Here is a 16,561-nt window from a genome sequence, read left to right as displayed (position 1 = left end):
CCGGTTAGTTCATTAGGCTTTTAACGTGGCATCCAGCGTTATGGTTGCGTTCAACAGCTTCGAAATGGGGCATCCTTTTTTGGCCGCTTCAGCCGCTTCCTTGAATTTCTTCTCGTCGGCGCCGGGAATACTGGCTGTCAGCGTCAGGTGCACTGCGGTGACGGCAAACCCGTCGTCGACCTGGTCCAGGGTAACGGCGGCCTTGGTGTCAATGCTGTCGGCGGTCATGCCTGCTTCACCGAGAATCATCGACAGGGCCATGGAATAACAACCGGCATGCGCCGCACCAATCAGTTCTTCCGGGTTGGTGCCCTTGCCATTTTCAAAACGGGTGCCAAATGCGTACTGTTGCTTGTCCAGCACGCCGCTTTCTGTGGAGACAGTTCCCTGTCCATCTTTCAATCCACCTTGCCAATGCGCGCTTGCGTGACGTTTCATGAGTAATGTCCTATTACAATGGATGACGAATAGGACGTTAGGCCAAACTGAGCGAATATCAAGTTAACCCATCGTTAGCTTATGTAACGTCAGTGAATGCCAACAATGCCGCCGCCGTTGCGAGCTATTTTCAAGTGTTTGTAAACCCATAAGGGACTGCGAACCAATAGTGTCTATTGGTCTTGCTCCGGATCCAGGAATTCATCCAAAGTAGACGTATCAAATGAATAGGTTATTTTTGCGTCCGGGTAATGTTCAGCAATAAATTCTCTGAACTGGCCGGGCGGCGGTGTAATCGTTTTTTTGGTTAGGTTTCCACTCGTATCTTCAATGGTTACTTCGTACTTCTTCAAACCGGCTTCTGTCTTGGGTTTACTGATTACGTTTATGATCTTGTAATGTGTCATTATCTCGATCTCCTGATGAATTGCGGGCGCAATAAAGATAGTGCATTCAGTTGGATTGGGCACACGGGTGCCTTGACTGCTATGGACTAAGCAGTTGTAAGGCTGATTTCAGGCACCTATATATGCTAAGATGGTGATCCCTTAATTCTTATTAAATAGTGAGAGTAAAACCATGGCTCAAGCCTCAGCACGTCATATTTTGGTTGAAGACGAAGCAACCTGTAACGACCTGAAATCAAAGATTGCCGCCGGTGAAGACTTTGCCGTGTTGGCGCAGCAGCATTCCAAATGCCCATCCGGTAGCAATGGTGGCGATCTGGGAAGCTTTGGCCCTGGCCAAATGGTCCCCGAGTTCGATCGGGTTGTATTCAGTGCCCCGGTCGATGAAGTTCAGGGCCCGGTTAAGACCCAGTTTGGCTATCATTTGCTGGAAGTTACTCAGCGTACCGATTAAGCCATTCCCCTAACCTGACCCCTGCTTAGCTTGTCAGCAGAGGTCAGGTTGGTTTCGCTGCTTTATCCCGTACCGGTGCTACTGGCTACTGGTTCGCCGCGCCACTGCCTACCTGGTGGACACTGCTGAGCTACATTCGCCTGGCTCTGGTTGATGGTGGGTGCATTCTGGTTGCTGGTTATAACCACATATTTAACGGTCCGGCTAAATCGCCGGACGGATTGATGCCAAATACTGTGGAGACAACGCCATGACAGAACAGCAGGCCCGACAATGGGCTGAAGCGACGCGCGCCGCGTGCAAGGAGGCAGCGCAGACTGCATTTGAAGAAGCCTCGATGTTGGGGTTATGTCAGGAGGGGGCTATTGAAGCGGCGTTGAGTGCCATCGAGATGATCGATGTGGACGCGGCACGAGCCGAACCTTAGTAGAGAGTTGTCCCGGCATAGGCGTCCATCGAAATTTGTCGAACAGACGCCCAATTACACGGTTAGTTTGCAAAATCAGTAGAGATAAACGACACCACTGTTATGCGCTTGATCGTAAAGTGAATAGGCCCGAATAAGTGGGCCTTTTTTCTATCCATTCAACGCAACTTACTTAAAACAAGCTGCTCTGCCCACCCTTCATCAAGGCCTCGACATCTGCCGGGTCTTTCACCACATCCTGGGTCAACACTTCGCAGCCTTCGCGAGTAACCACAACATCGTCTTCGATGCGTACGCCAATGCCACGCCAGCGTTCCTCGACCTTGGTATTGTGTGGAGAAATATAGAGGCCGGGTTCGATGGTCAGCGCCATGCCGGGTTCCAGCACGCGCCATTTACCGCCGACTTTGTAGTCGCCGACATCGTGTACATCCATACCCAGCCAGTGGCCGGTCTTGTGCATGAAAAAAGGGGCGTAGGCGTTGCTGGCGATCAGGTCGTCGACGTTGCCATCGAGCAAGCCGAGTTCGACCAGGCCTTCGACCAGCACACGCACCGTAGTTTCGTGTGGGGCGATCCAGGGCTGGCCGGGGCGTACGGCTTCGATGCTGGCGTACTGGGCTCTCAGCACCAGGTCGTAAATGGCGCGTTGTTCGGTGCTGAAGTGGCCGTTGGCGGGGAAGGTGCGGGTGATGTCGGAGGCGTAGAATTCCAATTCGCAACCGGCGTCGATCAGCACCAGGTCGCCGTCTTTGATTTTGGCGGTGTTTTCAATGTAGTGCAGAATGCAGGCGTTGTCGCCGCTGCCAACAATGGCCGGGTAGGCGGGCCAGGGGCTGCCTGCCATCATGCATTCGTGTTCAATTTCGGCTTGTAGCTGGTATTCCATCATGCCGGGTTTGCAGACTTGCATGGCGCGGGTGTGAGCGCGGGCGCTAATTTTGGCGGCCTCGCGCATGATCGCGATTTCCTGTTTCGATTTGAACAAGCGCAGGTCGTGCAGCAGGTGCGACATGTCGGAAAAGTCTTCCGGCGGCTGGGCCCCGGTGCGCACCTTGGCGCGAATCTGGTTGACCCAGGTCATCAGCTGGTGGTCGAAGTCGCCGTCGACACCCATTTGCGAATAGACGCGGCTGCGGCTTTCCATCAGGCCTGGCAGAATGTCGTCGATGTCGTCTATCGGGAAGGCATCGTCGGCCTGGTATTGCTCGACGGCGCCGTCGGGGCCAGCGCGGTAGCCATCCCAGATTTCCCGGGCCGGGTCTTTGTCGCGCACGAACAGAACGTATTCGCCCTGCTCGCGGCCGGGCATCAACACCAGCACCGCATCGGGTTCGCGAAAGCCGGTCAGGTACATGAAATCGCTGTTCTGACGAAAGCGGTGGTGTACGTCGTTGTTGCGAATAGTTTCAGTGGCGGACGGCAGGATGGCGATGCTGTTATCAGCCATCTGTTCCATCAAACGCTTGCGCCGTTCGGCAAATTCCGCCGGGCTGATGTGTTTCATGTTGTCGCCCTCATAGTCAGTGAACCACCGGGGGTTTGTCGTCACTGGCGTTGTATTCCAAGAACAGCGTCAGCACGCCGAGGCGCACGTGTTCGCTGATCGCCAGGAAGTCGGCCTCAGCCTGGTCGCCTTCTTCGTATTCGGTATCGACCTGGGCAATGGCCGATAAATCTTCCAGCACTTCTTCTACGGCTTCCGGCAGGGCTTGGCCTTCTGCCACCACGCCGACGGAGCCAAAGGCGCCGAGGAAGCTGCCACTCCAGTCGCTGAGCGCATCGAGGCGTTCATCCAGTGGGGCATCATCTGAGGGCAACAGTAGGGTAAAGCCGAGACCGGTGTCTTCGAGCGATTGCAGGGTCCAGACGTACAGGCCTTTTAGAATAATATGGTGCCCTTCGGTGACGGTTTCTGTCGGGGCTATCAGGTCCAGGGCCCAGTGCACCCAGTCTTCACTGCTCATGCGGTGGCCTGCGGCCAATATACCCGCCAGAGACGCATGCAGCGACGTCGGCGTTTGGCCGGTACCGAGGCGTCGGAACAGCTCGGCGAGGTCTTCATAAGCCATCTCAGGGGCTTCAGGGCGGGGTTCAGAGTGTTTTGTTGACGAGTCGGACATGAAGGCTCCAATCGGGGGGCCGGGAGGGGGTGGCCCAGGGAATGCGCGGGTCCGGGTCCAGTCCGGACGTCACTTTTACTGATACTTTTTACCTATAAAACATGCTATCACAGCTCAAGCTATGACCGCAGTCGTTGACCGTTGCCAAGCCGCGTTTATATAGTAGGCCCCCGTAAACAAAGCTGGCCTGCCTATGTCTGAACCATCCCTGAAGAGTCTGGAACACAAACTGGACGCCTTGCTCGACCAGTTTCAGCGCCTGGAGCAGGAAAATCAGCTGCTGAAAGCCGAGCGGTCTGCCTGGCAAGCCGAGCGTGCCAAACTGATTAAACAGAATGAGCTGGCCCGCGACCGGGTCGAAGCGATGATAGTGCGCTTGCGGGCCATGGAGCAATCGGAATGAGCAATTTACAGACCCTGACGGTCACTATTCTTGACCGTGAATACCGCGTCGCCTGCCCTGAAGGCCAGGAACCCAAGCTGGAAGAAGCGGCGCGGGCGCTGGATCGGAAAATGAAGGAAATTCGGGTGACCGGCAAGGTGTTCGGCATCGAGCGCATTGCGGTGATGGCGGCACTGAACCTGACCCGGGAGTTGCTCGATACCACCCCAGTCGTCGCCGATGATCAGGATACGCTGGCGCGGCTTGAGCAGAAAATCAGCCAGGCGTTGCCAGAGCAAATCAGCATCGCGATGGATTTGAACGAAGACGACTGACGGTTAAGTCCCCGGGGACGAAAATTTTTCGATCAGCGTTGTCGGCCCAGAGAGCGTGTCCCAGGCGAGGCGGGCGTTTCAAAGTGATCGGGAAGTGAATAAATCGTATCTGTCAAGACTGTCATTCGCCGCATTTTCATTATAATTCGGGGGATCCCTGGGCTATGCGCCAGCTATGCAAAGTCCTCGAGCCGATAATGTATACCCAGGTGTCTCTTAGCTGATAATGTGAGCATGTCCGCTTGTCGGAAAGCCTAATTTATCACGAGGGACGCCGCCTTGAACTCTGCGGTTCAAGGTCTCTCATGGCAGCGGTAGTCTGGGGATATCTGTTTTACGACGCCCTTGTTAATTATGGGCGCACATCGCTCTCTGTTCAGGCCTGTTGCCTGGGCAACCCCCTTTCGCTCCGTCTGCAGGCATCTTGACTCAGGAATCTGTACCGGATGAAGCAGCCCGACCCGGATATCGCCCGTCACAAACGCGCTTTACGCAAAGAATTGCGCGCGCGTCGCCGAGCCTTGTCGGCAACCGAACAACACCATGCCGCGAAAGGCTTGATCCGGCAGGTCCGCCGCCACCCCGATTACTCGCGCACCCGGCGCATTGCTCTGTACTGGGCCAATGACGGTGAAATCAATTTGAACCCCTTGATCAAGCAACTCGTCGGCGACGGCAAATCGTTATTTTTACCGGTGTTAAACCCGTTGGATCCGGTGCGGCCGCACCTGTGGTTCTGCCATTGGCGACCTGGCGAGCCTATGCGGCGCAACCGCTTTGGCATTCCCGAGCCCGCCAATCCGGAACGAATTCCTACCTGGACGCTGGACTGGGTGTTAATGCCGCTGGTGGGGTTCGATGCTGAAGGTGGTCGGCTGGGAATGGGCGGTGGTTTTTACGATCGGACGTTCGCCCATGAACAGCGCTGGCCACAGCAGCCACAGCGTCTGGGCGTAGCGCATGAGTGCCAGCGGGTGATAGCCATTCCACAAGAAGGTTGGGACTTGCCTCTGGCGGCGGTGATCACCGACCAGAGAGTCTACAAATAGCTACTGGGTCAATCGGGCGACCAGCCAGGACGATTATTGGCGGTTAAGCTCGGTTCCTAACAGGATACCGGACGCTTTGGCATTCACATCGTTGATGCGCTCGCGATTCTCTCCTTTCGACATGCCACTCAGGGTCACTCCCAGACCGAGTATCAGCGCCAGCATCACCAGAATATCCGGTTTACTGCGTTTCATAAGGCTTTCTTTTTTTAATAATTGATTATGGTTAGCCGGATTGACCGGTCTGTTTACACCGGCCTCGACACCGGTGGGACTTCATTCTACTTTGATACTAATCGAATTCTATTGATCTGTCAGAATCATGGCGGAGTATCTGTCAATTAATGTGGCAAATCTGTGATGAAGATCAAATTATTTTATTTTTAATACGCACAAACGGGCAAAAAAATGACAAATTGGCTGCTAAAAACCGAACCGGATGTCTTTTCCATCGACGATTTGGCCGCTGCCGGGGTCAAAGGCGAGCCTTGGAACGGCATTCGCAATTACCAGGCGCGGAACTTCTTGCGCGAGATGACGCCCGGTGAACGGGTGTTGATTTACCATTCTTCCTGCGCAGAGCCTGGCATAGTGGGTGAAGGCGAAGTGATCACAGGCCCAGGCCCCGACCCGGATGCCGTGAACCCGGAATCTCCCTATTTCGACCCGAAAAGCTCGGCCAACAACAATCGCTGGTCGGTGGTGCAGATTCGTTATGTAAGACACTGGCCAGGTGTGGTCAGCCTGAAAGCGATCAAAGCCGTGCCGGACCTTGAGCAGATGGTCTTACTGCGCCAGTCCCGGCTATCGGTCAGCCCGGTCACTAACGCCGAATGGCAGCGACTGGAAAGGCTTTAATCAGATACCGGTGCCGCCGCTGGCATGAGCTGGATCTGGCGTTCCGCGTTCTCTGGAAAGTCTCCCACCTGCTGAGCCAGCGCCTGCGACATACCAGTTTTAAACTGGTGGATGCACCTGGGAGCAAGGTTTAAGCACAGGCTAAAGCCAGCGATAGACCAGCATGCCCAGGTATTCATGCAGCGCCTGGTTGCTCTGGTGCAAGGCACGGCTGGTAGGCAACCAACCACTGAGTGCGCTGATGTCTTCCCAGGTTTTGGCGGTCGGTGTGGGGGTGACTGTCAATCCGGTTTGCTCAAAAACCCTGACTGAGCGGGGCATATGGAAGCCTTCGGTCACCAGTAAAATGTGGTTGATGCCAGCGTCATTTAATATTTGAGCACTGAATCGGGCGTTCTCCAGCGTCGTGCGGCTGCGGTTTTCCGTCCATTCGGTGAGTAGCTGGAAGTCGTTGCGCAAGTCGTTTGCCATGACCTCGGCAAGCGACAGATCAGAATCACGGTACAGGTGGCCACCAGTCGTCAGAACAGGCAGCCCGGTCTCCCGTTGCAGAAAAGCCCCGTAACGTAACCGGACCAGGGTGTGAGCGTCTGATACCGGGTAGCCGAATTCCGAGGCATGAGAATCCATGCCGCCAGACAGAATAACAATGGCTTCAGCGTCTGTTGTCGCCAGTTGATCTGGAAATAAAACGCGGTGCTGACGCTCCAGCGATTGCATCAGGGCGATGCTGACGGCCGGCGTGGCCAGCAACCAGAAGCTGACCAACGAAGTGATCGACAGCACCCGGGCGATTTTAGGGTGGCGACGCCACAGGATCAGTGCGAGCACCGCCAGCAGAAGTGAGCTGGCTGGTGGCAGGGCAAGTGTTTTCAATAAATAGCGCATGGTGAGGGGCATGTCCTTATAAACGAAGTCCCTGAGCGTTTAACCGTCTGCGTTGGCCACTAACGGGATTGTACCTGCACTCGGTACAGGGCGGCACCACTGGTATCCGGTTCGAACTGAAGGCGGGTTTGGATCAGTGCCGGGTGCTCGTCTTCGCGATGGCTGACAAAGAGCAGCGTGGACGGCCCGGTATCCAGAATGCGTTCCATCGCCGCCAAAACCCGGAACCGGTTAACGTCGTCCAGGCCCTGGGTCGGTTCATCGAGAATTAGCAACGGCGGCTGTTTGATCAGCGCCCGGGCGATTAGCACCAGGCGTTGCTCGCCGGTCGAAAGGCTGCGAAACGCATCGCCCGCGCGATGGTCCAGCCCCAGCAGTTCAAGCCACTGGTGCGCCAGGTGTGCTTCTTCGGCACCGGTGTTGGTGTAGACCCCAATCGAATCGCTCAGTCCGGATACCACTGCCGTGATGACATTACCCGCGACCCGATAATCCCGATGTAACGCACCGGAAACCAACCCAAGATGCTTTTTAATGTCCCAGATGGTCTCACCCCGGCCACGCCGATAGCCAAACACCGTCAGGTGGTTGGCATAGCACTGCGGGTGGTCGCCACTGACGAGACTCAGCAGCGTCGATTTGCCACACCCATTGGGGCCAATGATCTGGGTGTGTTCTCCGGGCATCAGTTGCCAGTTAAGGCCTTCAAACTGAACGCCGGTGGCGTATTCAACTCGGCCATTTTGCAGGTCGACCAACGGCTGGTCAGCGGGCCAGTCGGGTAATTGAAAATCAGACTGGCGCGGTGGCAAGGTCAGCGCATCGGCGCGAGTAAAGGCGAGTGCGGCCTGCCAGTCAGGGTGAGCCTGAACGTCACCGGCGGCGCCGTTCAACATCAGTCGCCCCCGGTCCAGCAGGGCCAAATGGCTGGCCCATTCCGGAATATCCTGTCGCTGGTTGATCAGTAGCATCAGCCACTGGCCCTGTTTAGCCAACAGCCCAAGCGCGGTTTCCAGGTCTCGTCTTGCTACCGGGTCGAGCCCTTCATAGGGTTCATCGAGCAACAGCAAATTCGGCTGTTCGAGTACTGCTCGCGCCAGCATTACCTTGCGACCTTCCCCGGAACTGAGCAATCGATAACCCCGTTCCAGCAGGTTATGCATACCGAGGCTGGCGACGAGTTCATCGTGACGGGCTGACCAGGGGGCGATTTCCTCCATCAGTTCGCGCACCGTCGTACCCGGGTCGATGTGATCGGTCAGATCCGTTTCATCCCGGTAGAGTTCACGCTCGTACAGCGCCTGCTGGTTTTCCAGCGACAGCCAATGCACCCGCTCGGGCCGGTTCCGCAGCGTTCCTGATGCTGGTTGCAACTCGTCACACAGCAAGCGCGCCAGCGTACTCTTGCCGCTGCCATTGCCACCGAGCACAACCCAACGTTCGCCCGGTTCAAGCGCCCAGTCAGCCAAATGCAAAGCAGGCCCCCTGGGCGCCGCCACGGAAAGGTGTTCAAACTGCATACCGATACCTGCATTTTGTGAAAGATGGCTAAAGCCCGTTACGCTAGGCGCAGTCCGCCCCATGATCAAGGTCATCTTTGCCAAGAGGGTGTTGCAGATTGTGGGGGGTGGCCGGGCGGTATGGGGCGGCGGGCCAAACGGGATGCTTGAGCGACCGCTAGGAGTCTGTCGGACTTAGGATGAATCGGCTGCGGAAGCGGGACAACGGCCCAAATATCCGCAAATTTCGAGAACATAGGCCCACTATGCACACGAAATTTGCGAATATTTGGCCTCGTCGTCCCACTCCCTCGCTTCGATCCCCTAAGTCCGACAGACTCCTAGGGAAACTGCGTTCAGGGTGTTCGGACCCACAGTTCAATTGCACTTTAGGTCAGCCTTATGCTGCAATGACCGGTAATGCGCGCTGAATTCCCATAATCGGCCGAGGGCCGGTTAATAACAATACTTCGATTGGAGAGACGTATGTCTGCTCGACTGGACGAAAAACTGGATCAGATATACCGGGATGTTTTGCACCGAAATCCGGGCGAGGATGAGTTTCATCAGGCCGTTCACGAAGTGCTGGAGACGCTGGGTCCGGTTCTGGTGAAGTACCCTGAATTTGCCGAGCAAAAGATCATACAGCGTATTTGTGAGCCAGAGCGGCAGATCATCTTCCGGGTGCCCTGGCAGGACGACAAAGGTGAGGTTCACATCAACCGCGCCTTCCGGGTGGAATTCAATTCGGCCCTGGGGCCCTATAAAGGCGGGATGCGGTTTCACCCCTCGGTCTATCTCGGCATCATCAAGTTCCTCGGTTTTGAGCAGATTTTCAAAAATGCGCTGACCAGTATGCCCATTGGCGGTGGTAAGGGTGGGAGCGATTTTGACCCCAAAGGGAAGTCTGATTCGGAAGTCATGCGGTTTTGCCAGAGCCTGATGACTGAGCTGTATCGTCATATGGGTGAATATACTGACGTGCCAGCCGGAGATATTGGCGTTGGCCAGCGGGAAATCGGCTATCTGTTTGGCCAGTACAAACGCATCACCAACCGCTATGAGTCTGGTGTTTTGACCGGTAAGGGGCTGGATTGGGGCGGTATCCTGGCTCGCACGGAAGCCACCGGGTATGGCACCGTTTACTTTGTAGATGAAATGCTCAAAGCGCGAAACGACAGCATTGACGGCAAAAAGGTGGTGGTTTCCGGCTCGGGTAACGTGGCCATTTACGCCATTGAAAAAGCCACACAGTTAGGAGCGACAGTCATCGCCTGTTCGGATTCCAGCGGGATTATTGTTGATGAACAGGGCATAGATCTGGATCTGCTGAAGCGGTTGAAGGAGGTTGAGCGTCGCCGACTGAGTGCCTACACCGAAACCCGCACCAAAGCCCGATACACTGAAAACGGTGATATTTGGAGTGTGCCCTGCGACATCGCCTTACCTTGTGCTACCCAGAACGAACTGAACGGGAAAGACGCTAAAACCCTGGTAGAAAACGGTGTGATCGCCGTTGCCGAAGGCGCGAATATGCCAACGACACCTGAGGGCGTGAGCATTTTTGAAGAGGCAGGTATTGCCTTCGGGCCCGGCAAGGCGGCCAACGCGGGCGGGGTGGCCACCAGCGCTCTGGAAATGCAGCAAAATGCTAGCCGTGATGCCTGGACGTTCAAGCACACCGAATCCCGGCTGCACCAGATCATGGTCGACATTCACAAGTCGGCGTTCGAGACCGCCGATGAGTTTGGTTCACCCGGTAATTACGTGGTAGGCGCCAACATCGCGGGCTTTCTGAAAGTCGCTCGCGCCATGGATGCCATGGGCCTCGTTTAACCCGTCATCCCGGCCACCAGCACAGGCAACGCTGCGTGACCACATCCGACACCAGGCGCACCGGCGTTGCGCCTGAGTCGATCACCCGAAGGCATCGGGCCACGGTTTCATCCTGAGCTGCTTCGCTGTCGTCCGGGTGTGCCAGGGCGGGGAAATCGGCCAGTGGCTCCAGTTGAACTTGCTGATCCGACTGTTGCGGAAAGAGCGCAACATAGCCCGTCTGGTTTTCGACCAGATCCATAAAAAAGTGCGAGCCATAAGACAGTTCCGGCACCAGTCCACGCCCGAGATCCGCTACCTCAACCAGAACATTGACCCTGTGGATATCCGAAAAACGCACCGGTACGCCCAGCTCCGGGCTGCTGGCGCCCCAACGGCCGGGCCCAATCAGCAATACCCGGTCTTCCTTGTCGAGATGACGATTCCAATCTCCGATTAATCGGGCGACTGCCTGTTTCTGTGGCTGTGACAGGGGCGCATAGGCCTCGGCATCCACCCAAAGTAGGCGGTTGAACGTCCAGTCCATGGTACCGCCCATGAAGTGCCCTTTTGTCTGAAACAGCACCTGGTCATCCGGCACTGCATCCGGAAACTCAACAGGTCGCACTGTGCCCAGGGTGCCGAGCGGGCGACACTGCACCAGGTTGATGTGGGGCGCTCCCTGATCATTCAGCCTCAGGGTGAACTCGGTATCCACCGGTTGGCCGTAGGCGTTTTCAAGCTGGTGCAGGCAGCGTTGCAGTTGAGTGGTAAAGGCGGTCTGGTTAAGCAAAGCCTGAAAGGTCAGTCGCCAGACCGGGCTGTACAGCTTCAGTTCCCGGGCGCGCTTGCCGGCTTCGCGGTCCACCTCAGCCAGGTGGTCGAATGGCAGATCAGTGGTTTCAGCCGCAAGGCGCTGCACCGGTATCGTGGTCAGACCGGTACCGGTGATATCCAGTACATCCACCTGATGTTGTGAATGCTGATAGCGTTCATCCCGGGTTCGGTAGGGCTGTTTGTTGGGTTGATCGAGGGCGATCATCGCGGCGTGGTCACCGCTGATGCGGTCTACGGCCCGGGTGCCCAGTCCCATCACCAGGCGAACCATGCCAGCGCTTGGGTCCATGCTCTCATCCCAAACGAAAGCGTTGCGCGATACGCCCACACCGGCAGCATCGGGCAGATAATAGTGGTCGTGGTAACTGCCATTGACCCGTTGAATCAGCAAAGCCATTGGCTCTTCCTGGTCGAGCAGGCCCCGTTGTTCCCGGTAGTGCAGGGCTTCATCGCTCAGGGCCGACGCGTAGACAGTGCAAATAGCCTGTTCAAGTGCGGCGAGCCGTTCTTCCGGACTGCCCTGATTCACCAGAAACACGCTCTCGTACTTGCCGGCGAAGGCGTTGCCAAAGCCGTCTTCCTGCACGCTGCTGGAGCGAACCATGATCGGGTACTGACCGTAGTAGTCGAGCAGGCGTTCAAGCCCCTGATGAACCTCCAGCGGGAAGTTGCCCTGGCGTATCGCCTGACGCAAGGCTGGCGCGTCGCGGTAGCAGCCCGCAGGCGTTCGTTGCTGCATAAACCGCGGCCAGCAATCGTTGTGCACCAGGAAAGAATAAAATGCATCGGCCCCCAGGTACCAGGAGTCGTGAGGATCGAGGTGGTCGGCGGTCAGTTCTGGTTCTTCGCGTGCCAGAATCGCCCGGGCGAGGATCATGCCCACGGCTTTGCCACCAATAAAGCCACTGCCAATCAAACGCTGACGGATTCCGACCAGGTCGGCCAGCGACAGGTACTCGCGTGCCAATGACAGCATGCGAGGTTGGCGAGCAATCAGTACGGTCAGAATTCGCTCTTTGAGCGCGTCATCGTCACCCGACTCAGCCAGGCGTTGTTCGGCCTGAACAAAGAGGTGGTCCCAGTAATCAAGACCAAGGCGCTGACTGTCTGCATCGTTTTGCAGTGCGATGGCGGTCTGTAGTGCCGTTGCCGATGCGCTGTCCTGAACCGGCTCAAAGGTATTATCGCTGTGCCAGTGATGCGGCAAAAACAATGTCGGTCGGTGCCGTTGCCAGACCTTGACTGGTTGAAGTTGACGCGATGATTCATAGTGGTGGATATCGATCAGTACCTGCGTTGTCTGGCGAATGCGCGACACGGTCGCGCGTGAATGACGCTGGGCATTTAGGGCAAAATAGGCAACCGTATCCAGCTCATAAAGGTAGGGGCATACCACCTGAAAAAAGTGACCGACCATGGTGTCTGTAGCCCAGGCATCCAGCAATTCCGAGAGGCTGTCGAACACATAAAAAGCGCCGCGGCCGTAATCGGTAATCAGCTGCCAGACGCGTTGGGTGAATGACTCGAATCCACCTTCTGCCTCTACCGGCACCACCCGGACACCGGGGCTGGCGGCGAGCAGTGGCGCTTGCTGCCCAAAGCGCACGTAAATGATGTCACGTTGTTGCTTTACGGCGGCCTCGGCGAAGAGCGTGACCAGACGCCGGTAATCGTCGAGGTCGCTGACCCGCCAGACGACGTTATCACCAATGCGCAGGTCATCGAGCAAGCGGTCGAGCTGACTCAGGCCGGTTGAAACCCTGATTAGATCAGTCATTCGGTTGTCTTATTCCTGAATACACACATCATGCTAAGGTAAGCGCCTCTTGCTCACTTCGCCACCGGTTTTAAGCCAACAACCCTGACATAAAAATTGAATGGCTGTAGACGCAGCTGGCAGCGAGTAGCACCGCCAGGGCTCGGTTGATCACGAAGCGGATAACGGGTGCCGCTGCTCAAGCACACCAGGTTAACTGGCCCCGGTGAGATCGAGGCCGCAAGGGCAAACGCCGACATTGGCAGAAACATGGAAAGACTCATTGCTGTCCTCCTGAGTGGCAATGTCTGCAGTCTGCTATAGCGGCGGGCTAGGGTATTGCACAAAATTGAGGTGAGTATTAGTCGACAGACTCTTAGGTATCGAAAATAAGCGACCGATGAACCGCAACGCCCGCCATGGTGCCCGATGCGATGGCGAAGGTGCCGTTTTGCATGGGGTTTGATAGATCGCCCGCTACGTATAAGCCTTTTAATGAACTTTCTTTCATTCCGTCCACTTTCACGATGGAGCCCAGTGGTGTTTCCTCTATCTCCAGTTTCAGTTGTTCGATTAAAGGCGAGTTCAGCGTAATTCTCGGACCTACATACAACCCCTGAATGGGGACTGTTCGGCCATTGGCCAGTAGCACTCCTTCAACGTCCACATCGTTGCCCAGAACCTCAACAATCGGTGAGTGTTCGAGGATAACGCCGCGTGCCAGCAGGTGCTTCAGCGTGTCGCCTTCCGGCTTGAACCGGCCCTGAGTAAAGAGCGTGGTTGCGCCCCAGTCGGGAATCATGGCGGCTTGGTGGAATGACATCTCACTGGTGGCCAATACACCGAGGGCACGATCACTGAGTTCATACCCGTGACAATAGGGGCAATGAACGACGGTCTTGCCCCAGCGTTCCTGTAGGCCCGGAATGTCAGGCAGTGTGTCAGTAATGCCCATGGCCAGGATCACCCGTTTGGCGTTCAGGCGCTGGCCGCTTTCGGTTATCGCAGCAAAGCCATCACCCGAGGATTCGATAGCCAGTGCGTATTCTTCAATCAATTCAAAGGTTGGGTAGGCGCGCAACTGAGCCAGTGCTGTGCTGCGAATCTCGGCGGGTGTTTTGCCGTCGAGGCAAAATATACCATGGGAGGCTTCCGCAAAGCGGTTGCGCGGTGAATTGGCGTCAATCACAACCACCTTTTTGCGGGCACGCACCAGTTGCATGGCGGCGGCCAGGCCCGCAAAACTTCCTCCGATTATGACCACATCAACGTTCATAGTGATTCCTCATCTGCATCATGTAACTAATATTGTTACATCAAGGAATGTGCGAGCGCAATACATGTAACATAAAAAGTTCCATGATAGGATTGGGGCTCGTTGAATAGGTGGACTATGAGAAAAGACAGCCGATTATCCCGGGTATTGCACGTGCTGGTGCATCTGGATGCCTTTGATAGCCCCGTTACCTCGGATGTACTGGCTCAGATGCTCAGTACCAACCCGGTGGTGGTGCGCCGCACCATGGCGCTGTTGCGTGATCAGGGTTATGTGCAATCTGTTAAAGGGCACAGCGGTGGCTGGTCGTTGTCGAAACCGCTGAGTGAGCTGACCTTGCTGGACATCCACCGGGCCCTTGGCGACAACTCGATTTTTACCATCGGCCTGACCGACGAGCATACTCAATGCCCGATAGAACACGCGGTGAACGCAGCGCTGAACGATGTTATGAATGAGGCGGAAGCGCTCATGCTGGAGCGCTTTGGCGAGATAACGTTGGATATTCTGGGGGCGGAGTTTAAGCGTCCGGCTTAGGGCCGAACTTTCCCTCGTACTCCGCCTTCAACCGGGGCCAGCCGAACTTCATTGCCTCGGGTCCGACAATTCGACCGATCGGCTTGCCGGTCAGCAACCGGTCCAGAACGTCAAAGCAGATATGCCAGCCAGCAGCGCCCATTGAAATGTAATCGCGACCAATGCTGTGCCACAGGGTTAGCCGGGTGCCGCCATTTTGCAGAGGCTCCAGCTCCCAGCGCATGTCGGCGTCGCCCCAGCTCATTTCCAGCAGTGTGGGTGGCTCGGCTCGCTTAACTTCGGTTTCGGTGACATGGGGTGTCGGCGTTCCGACGGTAGACAGCCGGACTGAGCCAGGGGTAGCCAGGTTTCTGTCTGAATCGAACGGGGCCCATTGGCGCAGGTGTTCCGGGTCGGTGATGGCGGTCCAGACTTTGGCAGGGGCGTGGGCCAGTTCGCGCACCAGCACCAGAGTCCATTGTTCATCATCCTGCTGAATAGTCGCGCCGAAGGCCATGCCTGGCTCGTAGTGTTCGCGGTTACTCATCCGGGCTCTTTCCCTTGGTGGTGGTCGCTGCTATCGGCACGTCATCCATCTGATCCAGATGTCGCTCCAACGCATCGATCTGGGTCGACCAATACCGCCGGAACGGCGCCAGCCAGGCATCCAGTTCCATCAGCGGCTCGGGTCTGATTCTGTACAGGCGCCGTTGTGCGGATACGCGAGATTCCACAAACCCCGCCTCCCGCAATACCCGCAGATGTTTGGACACTGAAGGTTGTGACAACTGCAGTGTCTGCCCAATTTCGCCAACCGAGCACTCATTCGCCAGTAACAAGCTCAGGATGGCACGTCGGTTCGGTTCCGCAACCACATCGAAAGTTGATTCCATAGCTTTCTGCTTACCACCTGGATTTCATGCCTTATTTTACCTAAAAAGCTGGCAAAAAGTGGGGTTGCCTTACAGCGGCTTCAGTACGAACCGACCGTAGACAATAACCGCCGCAATCGCTGCCATGGCGAGGCTGTAGGGCAGGGGTGCGCGATCACCGTAATAGAGGTACAAGGCGCAGATTAAAAGCGAGTGAACCGCAATAACCGCCGCAGCAACAGGCGTCACAACCGGCAATCGGCCTAGGGCCGCAGGCAGAATCAAGAAAATGCCCGCGATAAACCCAATAGCCCCGAGCATCATCCACAGGCTATGCGGAAGCTCGCGCATGGAGGCAACGTCTTCCTGTAGCTGACCGAGCTTGAACATCTGAAAATACCCACCTGCGATGCACAACCACGCCAGAATCACCTGTAGAACCCAGAATAGAATATTCATTGCTAACTTCTTCGCTGTATGTTCTGACTGGCCAGGAGGGTCAGTCGATCAATGAAATTGCTCTGCTTAGTATATAACTATTAAAGCATATAAAAGTCAAGGCATTAAAGGTTCCTGTAAAGGGCTTGGGAGCCTGTAGATTACCTCTAAACGGGCGGTGAGGGTGTTGA

20 protein-coding genes, 1 other RNA gene and 1 pseudogene are annotated in these 16,561 nt (G+C 56.1%); 9 read left to right on the top strand and 13 right to left on the bottom strand.

The features are described 5' to 3' along the window. Positions 1 to 12 precede the first annotated feature (12 nt). Positions 13 to 438 (bottom strand): OsmC family protein, encoded by a 426-nt coding sequence (locus WEB54_RS04390; RefSeq protein ID WP_368053617.1) that lies wholly within the window; start codon positions 436 to 438, stop codon positions 13 to 15. A gap of 173 nt (positions 439 to 611) precedes the next feature. After that, positions 612 to 845, bottom strand: coding sequence for a hypothetical protein (locus WEB54_RS04385; RefSeq protein WP_368053615.1), 234 nt, complete (start codon positions 843 to 845; stop codon positions 612 to 614). 172 nt (positions 846 to 1,017) lie between these two features. Here WEB54_RS04385 and WEB54_RS04380 point away from each other — a divergent pair, with 172 nt between their 5' ends. Then, positions 1,018 to 1,299, top strand: a complete 282-nt coding sequence (locus tag WEB54_RS04380) for a peptidylprolyl isomerase (RefSeq protein ID WP_368053613.1) — start codon at positions 1,018 to 1,020, stop codon at positions 1,297 to 1,299. 250 nt (positions 1,300 to 1,549) lie between these two features. Next, positions 1,550 to 1,726, top strand: coding sequence for a hypothetical protein (locus WEB54_RS04375; RefSeq protein ID WP_368053611.1), 177 nt, complete (start codon positions 1,550 to 1,552; stop codon positions 1,724 to 1,726). Between the two features lie 172 nt (positions 1,727 to 1,898). On the opposite strand, the gene pepP is transcribed toward WEB54_RS04375, so the two are convergent. Continuing rightward, positions 1,899 to 3,233 carry a Xaa-Pro aminopeptidase gene (gene pepP, locus WEB54_RS04370; RefSeq protein WP_368053609.1) on the bottom strand — a complete coding sequence of 445 codons (1,335 nt, stop codon included), beginning with the start codon at positions 3,231 to 3,233 and terminating at the stop codon, positions 1,899 to 1,901. A 16-nt stretch (positions 3,234 to 3,249) separates the two neighbouring features. Then, complete coding sequence (locus tag WEB54_RS04365; protein ID WP_368053607.1) at positions 3,250 to 3,849, bottom strand: UPF0149 family protein; 600 nt, start codon at positions 3,847 to 3,849, stop codon at positions 3,250 to 3,252. A gap of 193 nt (positions 3,850 to 4,042) precedes the next feature. Here WEB54_RS04365 and WEB54_RS04360 point away from each other — a divergent pair, with 193 nt between their 5' ends. From WEB54_RS04360 to WEB54_RS04345, 4 genes are all read left to right on the top strand, one after another. Next, positions 4,043 to 4,252, top strand: a complete 210-nt coding sequence (locus WEB54_RS04360; RefSeq protein WP_368053605.1) for a TIGR02449 family protein — start codon at positions 4,043 to 4,045, stop codon at positions 4,250 to 4,252. Beyond that, on the top strand, positions 4,249 to 4,566 hold the full coding sequence (locus WEB54_RS04355) for a cell division protein ZapA (protein WP_368053603.1): 318 nt from the start codon (positions 4,249 to 4,251) through the stop codon (positions 4,564 to 4,566). The genes WEB54_RS04360 and WEB54_RS04355 overlap by 4 nt, the downstream gene beginning before the upstream one ends. A 151-nt stretch (positions 4,567 to 4,717) precedes the next feature. Further along, positions 4,718 to 4,896: non-coding RNA, 6S RNA (gene ssrS, locus WEB54_RS04350), on the top strand. 116 nt (positions 4,897 to 5,012) lie between these two features. Further along, positions 5,013 to 5,615 carry a 5-formyltetrahydrofolate cyclo-ligase gene (locus tag WEB54_RS04345; RefSeq protein WP_368053601.1) on the top strand — a complete coding sequence of 201 codons (603 nt, stop codon included), beginning with the start codon at positions 5,013 to 5,015 and terminating at the stop codon, positions 5,613 to 5,615. 33 nt (positions 5,616 to 5,648) lie between these two features. Here the strand turns inward: WEB54_RS04345 and WEB54_RS04340 are convergent, their stop codons facing one another. After that, positions 5,649 to 5,810, bottom strand: a complete 162-nt coding sequence (locus WEB54_RS04340) for a hypothetical protein (protein WP_368053599.1) — start codon at positions 5,808 to 5,810, stop codon at positions 5,649 to 5,651. Positions 5,811 to 6,023: 213 nt separating this feature from the next. Between WEB54_RS04340 and WEB54_RS04335 the strand changes: the two genes are divergently transcribed. Beyond that, entirely contained in the window at positions 6,024 to 6,473 is a 450-nt protein-coding gene (locus tag WEB54_RS04335) for an EVE domain-containing protein (protein WP_368053597.1), read from the top strand. 141 nt (positions 6,474 to 6,614) lie between these two features. Here the strand turns inward: WEB54_RS04335 and WEB54_RS04330 are convergent, their stop codons facing one another. Together WEB54_RS04330 and modF are read right to left on the bottom strand one after the other, a co-directional pair. Then, complete coding sequence (locus WEB54_RS04330) at positions 6,615 to 7,361, bottom strand: YdcF family protein (RefSeq protein WP_368053595.1); 747 nt, start codon at positions 7,359 to 7,361, stop codon at positions 6,615 to 6,617. Between the two features lie 59 nt (positions 7,362 to 7,420). Further along, positions 7,421 to 8,881, bottom strand: a complete 1,461-nt coding sequence (gene modF, locus WEB54_RS04325) for a molybdate ABC transporter ATP-binding protein ModF (protein WP_368053593.1) — start codon at positions 8,879 to 8,881, stop codon at positions 7,421 to 7,423. Between the two features lie 465 nt (positions 8,882 to 9,346). Here modF and gdhA point away from each other — a divergent pair, with 465 nt between their 5' ends. Then, on the top strand, positions 9,347 to 10,696 hold the full coding sequence (gdhA, locus tag WEB54_RS04320) for an NADP-specific glutamate dehydrogenase (RefSeq protein ID WP_368053591.1): 1,350 nt from the start codon (positions 9,347 to 9,349) through the stop codon (positions 10,694 to 10,696). Between the two features lie 4 nt (positions 10,697 to 10,700). Here gdhA and WEB54_RS04315 read toward each other — a convergent pair whose 3' ends face one another. The 3 genes and pseudogenes from WEB54_RS04315 to WEB54_RS04305 all read right to left on the bottom strand — a co-directional run bounded on the left by WEB54_RS04315 (position 10,701) and on the right by WEB54_RS04305 (position 14,544). After that, on the bottom strand, positions 10,701 to 13,289 hold the full coding sequence (locus tag WEB54_RS04315; RefSeq protein WP_368053589.1) for a PEP/pyruvate-binding domain-containing protein: 2,589 nt from the start codon (positions 13,287 to 13,289) through the stop codon (positions 10,701 to 10,703). A 155-nt stretch (positions 13,290 to 13,444) separates the two neighbouring features. After that, positions 13,445 to 13,573 (bottom strand): annotated as a pseudogene (locus WEB54_RS04310) (LysE family translocator); the annotation flags it as partial. A 71-nt stretch (positions 13,574 to 13,644) separates the two neighbouring features. Next, the gene (locus WEB54_RS04305; RefSeq protein WP_368053587.1) at positions 13,645 to 14,544 is read right to left on the bottom strand and encodes an NAD(P)/FAD-dependent oxidoreductase; all 900 of its coding nucleotides are present in this window, start codon (positions 14,542 to 14,544) and stop codon (positions 13,645 to 13,647) included. A 117-nt stretch (positions 14,545 to 14,661) separates the two neighbouring features. Between WEB54_RS04305 and WEB54_RS04300 the strand changes: the two genes are divergently transcribed. Then, on the top strand, positions 14,662 to 15,081 hold the full coding sequence (locus tag WEB54_RS04300) for an Rrf2 family transcriptional regulator (protein WP_368053585.1): 420 nt from the start codon (positions 14,662 to 14,664) through the stop codon (positions 15,079 to 15,081). Here WEB54_RS04300 and WEB54_RS04295 read toward each other — a convergent pair. From WEB54_RS04295 to WEB54_RS04285, 3 genes are all read right to left on the bottom strand, one after another. Continuing rightward, entirely contained in the window at positions 15,065 to 15,607 is a 543-nt protein-coding gene (locus WEB54_RS04295; RefSeq protein WP_368053583.1) for an SRPBCC family protein, read from the bottom strand. The genes WEB54_RS04300 and WEB54_RS04295 overlap by 17 nt on opposite strands. Then, the gene (locus tag WEB54_RS04290) at positions 15,600 to 15,953 is read right to left on the bottom strand and encodes an ArsR/SmtB family transcription factor (protein WP_368053581.1); all 354 of its coding nucleotides are present in this window, start codon (positions 15,951 to 15,953) and stop codon (positions 15,600 to 15,602) included. Before WEB54_RS04290 ends, WEB54_RS04295 begins: the two co-directional genes overlap by 8 nt. A 69-nt stretch (positions 15,954 to 16,022) precedes the next feature. Continuing rightward, positions 16,023 to 16,391 (bottom strand): DoxX family protein, encoded by a 369-nt coding sequence (locus WEB54_RS04285; protein ID WP_368053579.1) that lies wholly within the window; start codon positions 16,389 to 16,391, stop codon positions 16,023 to 16,025. Between the last annotated feature and the right edge of the window lie 170 nt (positions 16,392 to 16,561).

The sequence above is a fragment of the Saccharospirillum sp. genome (assembly GCF_040881935.1).
Taxonomy (GTDB): Bacteria; Pseudomonadota; Gammaproteobacteria; order Pseudomonadales; family Natronospirillaceae; genus Saccharospirillum.
Note: the sequence above shows the minus strand (reverse complement) of the source record. Positions and strands in the feature narration are given on the sequence as shown.

Coding starts and splice junctions, on each gene's coding strand:
- WEB54_RS04390 (WP_368053617.1), bottom strand. CDS start 438: ATGAAACGTCACGCAAGCGCGCATTGGCAAGGTGGATTGAAAGATGGA.
- WEB54_RS04385 (WP_368053615.1), bottom strand. CDS start 845: ATGACACATTACAAGATCATAAACGTAATCAGTAAACCCAAGACAGAA.
- WEB54_RS04380 (WP_368053613.1), top strand. CDS start 1,018: ATGGCTCAAGCCTCAGCACGTCATATTTTGGTTGAAGACGAAGCAACC.
- WEB54_RS04375 (WP_368053611.1), top strand. CDS start 1,550: ATGACAGAACAGCAGGCCCGACAATGGGCTGAAGCGACGCGCGCCGCG.
- pepP (WP_368053609.1), bottom strand. CDS start 3,233: ATGAAACACATCAGCCCGGCGGAATTTGCCGAACGGCGCAAGCGTTTG.
- WEB54_RS04365 (WP_368053607.1), bottom strand. CDS start 3,849: ATGTCCGACTCGTCAACAAAACACTCTGAACCCCGCCCTGAAGCCCCT.
- WEB54_RS04360 (WP_368053605.1), top strand. CDS start 4,043: ATGTCTGAACCATCCCTGAAGAGTCTGGAACACAAACTGGACGCCTTG.
- WEB54_RS04355 (WP_368053603.1), top strand. CDS start 4,249: ATGAGCAATTTACAGACCCTGACGGTCACTATTCTTGACCGTGAATAC.
- WEB54_RS04345 (WP_368053601.1), top strand. CDS start 5,013: ATGAAGCAGCCCGACCCGGATATCGCCCGTCACAAACGCGCTTTACGC.
- WEB54_RS04340 (WP_368053599.1), bottom strand. CDS start 5,810: ATGAAACGCAGTAAACCGGATATTCTGGTGATGCTGGCGCTGATACTC.
- WEB54_RS04335 (WP_368053597.1), top strand. CDS start 6,024: ATGACAAATTGGCTGCTAAAAACCGAACCGGATGTCTTTTCCATCGAC.
- WEB54_RS04330 (WP_368053595.1), bottom strand. CDS start 7,361: ATGCGCTATTTATTGAAAACACTTGCCCTGCCACCAGCCAGCTCACTT.
- modF (WP_368053593.1), bottom strand. CDS start 8,881: ATGCAGTTTGAACACCTTTCCGTGGCGGCGCCCAGGGGGCCTGCTTTG.
- gdhA (WP_368053591.1), top strand. CDS start 9,347: ATGTCTGCTCGACTGGACGAAAAACTGGATCAGATATACCGGGATGTT.
- WEB54_RS04315 (WP_368053589.1), bottom strand. CDS start 13,289: ATGACTGATCTAATCAGGGTTTCAACCGGCCTGAGTCAGCTCGACCGC.
- WEB54_RS04305 (WP_368053587.1), bottom strand. CDS start 14,544: ATGAACGTTGATGTGGTCATAATCGGAGGAAGTTTTGCGGGCCTGGCC.
- WEB54_RS04300 (WP_368053585.1), top strand. CDS start 14,662: ATGAGAAAAGACAGCCGATTATCCCGGGTATTGCACGTGCTGGTGCAT.
- WEB54_RS04295 (WP_368053583.1), bottom strand. CDS start 15,607: ATGAGTAACCGCGAACACTACGAGCCAGGCATGGCCTTCGGCGCGACT.
- WEB54_RS04290 (WP_368053581.1), bottom strand. CDS start 15,953: ATGGAATCAACTTTCGATGTGGTTGCGGAACCGAACCGACGTGCCATC.
- WEB54_RS04285 (WP_368053579.1), bottom strand. CDS start 16,391: ATGAATATTCTATTCTGGGTTCTACAGGTGATTCTGGCGTGGTTGTGC.